The sequence below is a fragment of the Lutibacter sp. genome, from assembly GCF_021647475.1.
GTDB lineage: Bacteria > Bacteroidota > Bacteroidia > Flavobacteriales > Flavobacteriaceae > Lutibacter.
On the sequence record NZ_JAKIUR010000086.1, the window covers coordinates 1 to 7,645 of the forward strand.

At 29.8% G+C, this 7,645-nt stretch carries 6 protein-coding genes; 3 read left to right on the top strand and 3 right to left on the bottom strand.

Features of this window, described 5'->3' with window-relative positions; all coding sequences use genetic code 11:
- Window positions 1–188 precede the first annotated feature (188 nt).
- Window positions 189–515: an HAD-IIB family hydrolase gene (locus L3J60_RS13060; protein WP_291976011.1), complete on the top strand. Its 327-nt coding sequence runs from the start codon at window positions 189–191 to the stop codon at window positions 513–515.
- A 257-nt stretch (window positions 516–772) separates the two neighbouring features.
- On the opposite strand, the gene L3J60_RS13065 is transcribed toward L3J60_RS13060, so the two are convergent.
- From L3J60_RS13065 to L3J60_RS13075, 3 genes are read right to left on the bottom strand one after another with little or no spacing between them, the layout of a single operon-like run.
- A complete protein-coding gene (locus L3J60_RS13065; protein ID WP_291976006.1) occupies window positions 773–1,459 on the bottom strand; it encodes a TrkA family potassium uptake protein in 687 nt (228 codons plus the stop codon).
- Between the two features lie 11 nt (window positions 1,460–1,470).
- Complete coding sequence (locus L3J60_RS13070) at window positions 1,471–3,219, bottom strand: potassium transporter TrkG (protein ID WP_291976007.1); 1,749 nt, start codon at window positions 3,217–3,219, stop codon at window positions 1,471–1,473.
- A 30-nt stretch (window positions 3,220–3,249) separates the two neighbouring features.
- Complete coding sequence (locus tag L3J60_RS13075) at window positions 3,250–5,154, bottom strand: T9SS type B sorting domain-containing protein (RefSeq protein WP_291976008.1); 1,905 nt, start codon at window positions 5,152–5,154, stop codon at window positions 3,250–3,252.
- A 148-nt stretch (window positions 5,155–5,302) separates the two neighbouring features.
- Between L3J60_RS13075 and L3J60_RS13080 the strand changes: the two genes are divergently transcribed.
- Window positions 5,303–5,722, top strand: a complete 420-nt coding sequence (locus tag L3J60_RS13080; protein WP_291976009.1) for an OsmC family protein — start codon at window positions 5,303–5,305, stop codon at window positions 5,720–5,722.
- A 35-nt stretch (window positions 5,723–5,757) separates the two neighbouring features.
- Window positions 5,758–7,455 (top strand): single-stranded-DNA-specific exonuclease RecJ, encoded by a 1,698-nt coding sequence (gene recJ / locus L3J60_RS13085; protein ID WP_291976010.1) that lies wholly within the window; start codon window positions 5,758–5,760, stop codon window positions 7,453–7,455.
- The last annotated feature ends 190 nt before the right edge of the window (window positions 7,456–7,645 follow it).

Consider the following 7,645-nt stretch of genomic DNA (forward strand, 5'->3'; position numbering starts at 1 on the left):
CCCTGATTTTAATAGTTCAACTATCATAACCTTAAACTCATTGTCATACTTTGTTCTTGCCATAATTCAAATATATATTATTTATGGGCTTATTAAAATTGTCACATCAAAGGTAGACACTCCACTACTTTTTGTCCACTTGAAAAATTACAACTGAAATCAGCCTACTTTTTGTCTATTAGACCGAAATTGATGTTTTATACAAATCGTTAGAAAAGCAATTTTCTGACGAAATTATGTTGTATCGTTCAAAACCAACTTACATTGAAATTTCACATAAATCTGTATCCAAAAAAACAGCAATTGATGTATTGCTAAAAAAATGTTTTCCAGAAATTTCGATTAAAAACATTGTGGCTTTTGGAGATAATTATAACGATATTGAAATGTTAAAAGCGGTTGGTTTAGGAGTTGCCGTTGCTAATGCAAATGAAGAAGTGTTAGCAATTGCAGATAAAATTACAGATTCGAATAAAAATGATGGTGTTGCAAAAATGATTAAGGCATTGTTTTAGGAATTTTGTTTTTGTATTCACTGCTTATTGTAGAATAACAAAAGTTATAAATATATTGTAAAAATCCATTGTACATTATGATAAAATTTCGTCAATTTGAGTGACTTTTAGCCTTTTTAGCCTTAAAATTAGTATCGAAAAATAGGTTTTTTAGTTAAAAATAGTCGTTCTTGATACACTTTTTTATCAAAAATTACTCCTGATGTTAACAGGATGTTTAAAGAATCAAAATGCACAACGAGTTATAAAAATTGATTTTAATCTTCTGCTAATAATTTTTCAATATTTTTCACATTGCCATAAAGAACAATTATTTCACCTTTATTTAAAATTGTTTCTGATGTTGCTACTCCTTGAGCTTTTCTAACTTTTCTTTTAATTCCTACTAAATTTTTTTGTTCTGTAATTTTAATTGTTGTTAAAACTAAAACGTTAAAATTTTTACCTAAATTTAGTTCTAATAGCGATTTTCCTTCATATTTTTTTGGAACGTTTGCTTCAATAATGCTGTAATTCCCTTCAACTTCAAATGAATCAATAACTCCTTTAAGATTTAATTTTTTCGCCCATCTTTCAGCTGTTTCATCTTCTGGGTGTACAAATTCTTCAACGCCCATTGCTTCTAAAATTCCTTCGTGTAATGCCGAAACGGCTCTGCCAATTAAACGTTTAACTTTTAAGCGTTTCATTAGTGCAGTTGCCATAATATTAGCTCCTTCATTTTCACCAATACATATAATAACCACATCGGTATCCTTTAAAGGTAAATAAGATACAGCTTGCGGATCGGTACAATCTAAACAAACGGTATGTGTAATGTTTTCTTTTTGTGCTTCAACTTTACTCATTTTATTATCAACGCCTATTACTTCATTTCCTGCTTTGGTAAGCCTTTGAGCAAGCGATGCACCAAAATTTCCAAGTCCAATTATTATATATTTCATTTTTATTGAAATTAATTTATTAAAATTTCTTCAGTTGGATGCCTGTATTTTGTGTGTGTTACTTTTTTTAGAAAAGAAATTAATACTGTTAACATACCAACTCTACCAATAAACATGGTTAACACCAAAATAATTTTACTAGTATCTGTAAGTGAACTAGTAATTCCTAAACTTAATCCTACAGTACTAAAAGCCGAAAAACATTCAAAAATAATTGCCATCATATTTTTTTCTCCATCAAAAATAGTTATTAAAAAAACAGAAAGCCCTATTACAATTAAAGATAATGAAATTACAGCAAATGCTCTTTTTATGGAAATAGCGGCAATTTCTCTATGAAAAATTTCAGTTTTCGTTTTTCGTTTAGCAATGCTTAAAATATTTAAAGTTGCAATGGCAAAAGTGCTTGTTTTTATACCACCACCTGTTGAAGCTGGAGATGCCCCAATCCACATTAAAAATATAATTAATAAAATAGTTGGAGCTTGTAATGATGCCATGTTTATAGTGTTAAATCCGGCAGTTCTTGGAGTTACTGCTCCAAAAAAGGCTCCTACAATTTTACCAAAAACAGGTTGATTTGCTAAAGAATGATTATATTCTAAAAGGTAAAAAAACAAAGTTCCTAAAATTATTAATATGCTTGAAGTTATTACAACTAATTTAGTATTTATGTTAATTACCCAAGGTATATGAACTGCTTTTTTATTTTCAAGAAGTTTAATTCTATTTTTAATTAAATGGCGCAAATATTTAAAGAAATTGAAAATAATGGGGAAACCAATTCCCCCTAAAATAATAAGAAATGCAATTACAATGTGTAAAGGATAATTAAATCGATATCCAATTTCGTATAAATTATCGGTTAGTGTTGAAAAACCAGCATTACAAAATCCAGAAACAGTATGAAAAATGGAAAAGAATATTCGGCTATTTAAGTCAGGAATAAGAGATGGACTTAAACTTCTAAAAATTAAGATTGCACCAATTGCTTCAATTGAAAAAGTAACTAAAACAATCTTTTTTATAATGCTAAATACTTCTGCAATTTTTTCAGAATTGGTCATATCACTCAACATAAGTTGATTTTTATAAGAAGAAACTCCTTTAAAAAAGTAGCTAAAAAAACTAGCAAAAGTCATAACACCTAATCCACCTAATTGCATTAAAAATATTAAAATAACTTGACCAAAATGAGTAAAATAAGTACCAGTATCTACAACAACCAAACCCGTTACACAAACGGCACTTGTAGAGGTAAATAAAGCATTTACAAAAGTAATTCCGTTATGAGTAGATTTTGGAAGCATCAACAATATTGCACCTATTATAATTATGGTGAAAAAGCTTAATACAAATAGTTGTGCGGGATTTAGTTTTTCTTTTAATAAGTTAAAATCTATCAATGAAATTTCACGGATAAATACAATAAAAGTTCCTAACTGTAGCCAAATTCTATCATTTAAAAAATTAATATTATATAGTTTTAAATGATGAAATAATAGTGCTAAAAGAATAATTGAAAAAAGGACATCAAAAATTAATGCTTTTAATTTAGGAATGCTTTTTTTGTAAAAAAAGCGAAAAATATTTGCTAAAATACCAATACCAATGGTTATAATATATAACCAAAATAATTTTTGCTCAAAATTTTCAGATTGGTAAACGCCATAATCAATTATGATACCTATAACAGCCACAAAACTTAGTAGAAAAGGTATTTTTTTTATGGTGTTAACTATATTTTTAAACTTTAGCATTTGTTATCTGTTGAATCAATAATCAAAATATTATGGTCTTAATAAACTAAAATGTCCTCTGTAATTTGTTATAATCCCTAAAGAATTAGTTAGTTTTACGGTAAACCAATAATCTGACGAAGGTAATGTTTTACCATTAAAAATTCCATTCCATCCATTACTTATTGGATTTATTTCACCTATTAATTTTCCGAATCTGTCAAATATAAAAATTTTAGAAATAGGATATATATCTGATGAAAAACCTTTAAGTTGCCAAGTATCATTAATACCATCATTATTTGGTGTAAAATACTTTGGAAATCCTAAAATAGGAATTTCGATTTTATCAAATCCACACATGGTATTATCGAGTATAAAAATAGTATGAAAACCTGAAGTTAAGTTTTCAAATGTTGTGGACTCTTGATAAGGACCATCAATATTATCAATTGAAAAAGTATAAGCTCCATTTCCAAAACTAGCTACATTTTTAATAGTTATAGAATTATTATTTGAATTATCAATGATATCAAAATTATTTAAAGAAAGATTTAAATTTATTGATGTTTTTGTGTACTGTACAATTGCCTGTATTGGAATTCTTGACGATGAGGAACAGCTATTAGAAACGGCTTCCACATAATACGTTTTATTTTCAGAAATAAATGGAGTTTCAAAGCTTTCTCCTGTTGAAATAGATGTTCCTCCAATTAATGTTTCGTACCAAGTTACTATTCCTTCAGAAGCTGTTGCTTTTAAAGTTGCAGTGCCAGCATCACAAATAGTATCGTCTGTTGTTGAAGTTATGGTTGGTATAGTGTTAATAGTTGCTATTACAGGTTTACGTTCTCCTTGTAAACATCCACCAACTGATGCCAATACATAATAAGTTTTGGTAGAAGTTAAAATAGGAGTAGAAAAACTGGTTCCTGTAAAAATAGGCGTTGAACTAGTAAGAGAATCAAACCAAAGTACATCACCAGCAGATGCTGTAGCATTTAATATTACTGAACCAGCACCGCAATTTTCAGCAGGATTCACAGAAATAATAGAAGGAACGGTAATTTTTGTACTAGCAGATAAATTTAAAGTAGGATCTCCTGGCATCCCACCATATTCAACAATATATCCTTTTGGTTGGTAATCACCAGAAACTTCACCAGTATTTTTTAAATCATTCCAAGAACCAGTAATTCCAACATTTGGGGCGGTAACATGTGCATAATCTTCGTCATCTAAATTATTTGGCTCTCCGGTATTCCAATTAGCAAACGGAATGTCAGTGCCAGAGGTTGTTCCGCTAGCGTTACCTATCCAAAAAGTCATTCCTGTTTCAGGCCCTGTCATCCATTTCCAAGTTCCTTCAGTTTCTTCATCACTTGCTCCAATCCAACCAGTTCCTTCAGCTTGTTTACCTGCTAACTGTGCTTCTTCGGGTGTGGTTATTGTAGCCAAATAACCTTGTAATCCGTAGTGTGTTTTTGTTTCAGCAGCTGTTTTTGCATCCGTCCAACTAATTCCAACATCGGAAACATATTCATAATAATGCCCAGTTGAAGGTAAATAATTAGCTTCATCAACAGTAAATGAAAATTGTTTTTGCCCAGAAATGGTTGTACTAGTGCTAGTAAAAATAATATCTTTAACTGCAGCTATTAAATCCGTATAACTTGTTGTAGAAGGAGTAATTACTTCTAGTTTTAATTTTCCTTCAGAAGCAATCCAAGTTGTATAAATATTAGGATGTGCAGTTATATTTGTTAAAAATAAAGTGTCTTCACCATTACTATAATTTTCTGAAATTTGAATAAAAACGGCATCAATTTGTTCATCACCAGGAATAATATCAAAATCTGTAACAATATTTATGTTAGAAAGTGGACAATAATTTTGATTTCCTGTTGCTGTAATAGTTGGAGGAGTGCTTGTTTGAGTATAACAAGTGACAGACACTAACAAAAAATTAAAAATAAGAAGAAGTAGTAAGTTGCATTTCATTGTAATCCACTAAAAACATTTCAAAAGTACAAAACAATTAAACGTCAATTTATAGTTTTAATAATTTTTCTTTTAAATTTACATCTTCAAAATAAAAATAATTATGATAAATAAAATAGAAGTTAGTTGGAAAGGTAAAATGCTTTTTGAATCAGTTACAGACGAAGGAAGTGTACTAATTGATGCTGATGAAGTTGTTGGTGGACAAGGAAAAGGATTACGTCCTAAAAAAATGATGTTAACCTCATTGGCTGGTTGTACCGCTATGGATGTAATTTCGTTATTAAAAAAAATGCGTGCTGAAGTAGCTAATTTTAATGTATTGGTAGAAGCAAATTTAACGGATGAGCACCCAAAATATTACGATAAAGTACATGTTACGTATCAATTTTTCGGAAGCGATTTTAAAAAAGATAAAATTGAAAAATCGGTAAATTTATCTGTTGAGCGTTATTGTGGTGTTATGGAAATGTTTCGCCAGTTTGCAAAAGTAACTACCGAAATTAAATACATAAATCAATAAAATAATTTAACTACTTTTGAGGAAAAAGTAACGCTATGCAATGGAAACTAAAATCATCACCAAATCCTCAAAAAGTTAAACAACTAAGTGCCACTTTACAAGTTGAAACTACGTTAGCAAAATTATTAGTACAGCGTGGCATTGAAACTTTTGATGAGGCTAAAGATTTTTTTCGTCCAAACTTAGCCAATTTGCACAATCCATTTGCTATGAAAGATATGGATTTGGCTGTTAATCGAATTGAAAAAGCGATTAAAAATGATGAAAATATTTTAATTTATGGTGATTATGATGTGGATGGAACTACTTCCGTTTCCTTAGTTTCATCCTATTTAAAAACTTTTTATCCGAATGTAGCAACTTATATACCAGATAGATATGATGAAGGGTATGGCATTTCATTTAAAGGAATTGATTTTGCTGAGGACAATGATTTTTCTTTAATCATCGCTCTAGATTGTGGTATAAAAGCCATTGATAAAGTAGCTTACGCTTTTAAAAAAGAAATCGATTTTATTATTTGTGATCATCATAGGCCGGGAAATGAAATCCCAGCTGCTATTGCTGTTTTAGATCCAAAACGTGAAGATTGTGAATATCCTTACAAAGAATTGTGTGGTTGTGGTGTTGGATTTAAATTAATTCAGGCGTTGGCAACTAATAGAAATCAAACTATTGATGATTTGGTGGAATATTTAGATTTAGTAGCTATTGCTATTGCTGCAGATATTGTCCCAATTACTGGTGAAAACAGAATTTTAGCTTTTTATGGATTGCAAGTAATTAATCAGCATCCAAGAAATGGCATAAAAGCCATGATTCATCAGCTTAAAAAAAAGGAATTAACTATTACCGATGTGGTTTTTATAATTGCACCTAGAATTAATGCTGCTGGAAGAATTAAACATGGAAATTATGCAGTGGAATTGCTTACGGAATTAGACTTTGAAACTGCTGTTGAATTTGCTGGAGCTATAGAAAAATATAATTCAGATAGAAAAGAATTAGATAAATCCATTACTATTGAAGCACTTCAACAAATTGAAGAAAATGGCGAAAAAGATAATTACACCTCCGTTGTTTATGATAAAAATTGGCATAAAGGTGTGATTGGTATTGTCGCCTCAAGATTAATTGAAACCTATTATAGACCAACCTTAGTTTTTACTAAAAGTGGTGATAAATTGGCAGCATCAGCACGTTCAGTTAAAGGATTTGATGTGTATAATGCATTAGAACAATGTACCGAATTTATGGAGCAATTTGGTGGACATAAATACGCGGCAGGTTTGACTCTAAAAGAAGAAAATTATCAAAATTTTAAGCAAAAATTTGAAGAAGTAGTAAAAAACACCATTTCTGAAGAATCTAGAACTCCAGAAATTAGTATTGATGCAGAAATTAGTTTATCGGAAATTACTCCTAAATTTTATCGAATTTTAAATCAATTAGCTCCTTTTGGGCCACAAAATATGAAGCCTACTTTTATGGCAACGGACTTACATGATAATGGATTTGGTAAAACGGTTGGTGAAGATAAAACCCACTTAAAATTAAATATTATTGAAGGTGTCAATCAAAAAACATATCATGCAATTGGTTTTAATTTAGGAAATAAATTATCCTTAATTCAGCAAAAAAACACATTTAAAGTAGCGTTTTGTATTGATGAAAACCATTGGAATGGCTATACAAGTTTACAATTGGTTTTAAAAGATATTCAAAAGGATTAATGCTTACCCGTTGTGCATTTTAACCTGAGTTCAATATAAGAAAATTTGTATGTCCTTAATTAGTGACTGACCTTACGCAAAACATTCACGATTACGCCACATTTTGATATTTATTTGTTGATAACTCATTAATTTGTTTCATTGCGTTTTTTAGAGCGTTATAATAAATTCTATCTTTCAAAGCAAAGGC

Coding starts and splice junctions, on each gene's coding strand:
- L3J60_RS13065 (WP_291976006.1), bottom strand. CDS start 1,459: ATGAAATATATAATAATTGGACTTGGAAATTTTGGTGCATCGCTTGCT.
- recJ (WP_291976010.1), top strand. CDS start 5,758: ATGCAATGGAAACTAAAATCATCACCAAATCCTCAAAAAGTTAAACAA.
- L3J60_RS13070 (WP_291976007.1), bottom strand. CDS start 3,219: ATGCTAAAGTTTAAAAATATAGTTAACACCATAAAAAAAATACCTTTT.
- L3J60_RS13080 (WP_291976009.1), top strand. CDS start 5,303: ATGATAAATAAAATAGAAGTTAGTTGGAAAGGTAAAATGCTTTTTGAA.